Genomic DNA, 254 nt, shown 5'->3' on the forward strand with positions numbered 1-254 from the left:
ATGCCTTCTTCCTCACACAGACGGTTGATAAAGGCAAAGTCGCTTTCGAGATACTGGGTCACATACTCGCGTACGGTGTAACTGCGGCTTTTTTGGAAACGGTAGTCGACACCGGAGAAGCCGTGGTGTTTGAAGACGGCAGCGACGATATCGGGGACGGTTTGGTTTTGAAACAGTCGGGAAGATTGGAAATGTTTTAAAGCCGCGAAACGCGGCTCTAAAACAAAGCGGTAAACGGTTTCATCCTTGGATAC

General features: G+C 49.2%; 1 protein-coding gene. It reads right to left on the bottom strand.

Going from position 1 to position 254, the window contains the following annotated elements; genetic code table 11:
- Positions 1-254 (bottom strand): contractile injection system protein, VgrG/Pvc8 family (locus HMPREF2572_RS04275; RefSeq protein WP_246827768.1); only part of this gene is annotated, 254 nt, incomplete at both ends.

The sequence above is a fragment of the Neisseria sp. HMSC064E01 genome, assembly GCF_001808875.1.
Lineage (GTDB): Bacteria > Pseudomonadota > Gammaproteobacteria > Burkholderiales > Neisseriaceae > Neisseria > Neisseria sicca_A.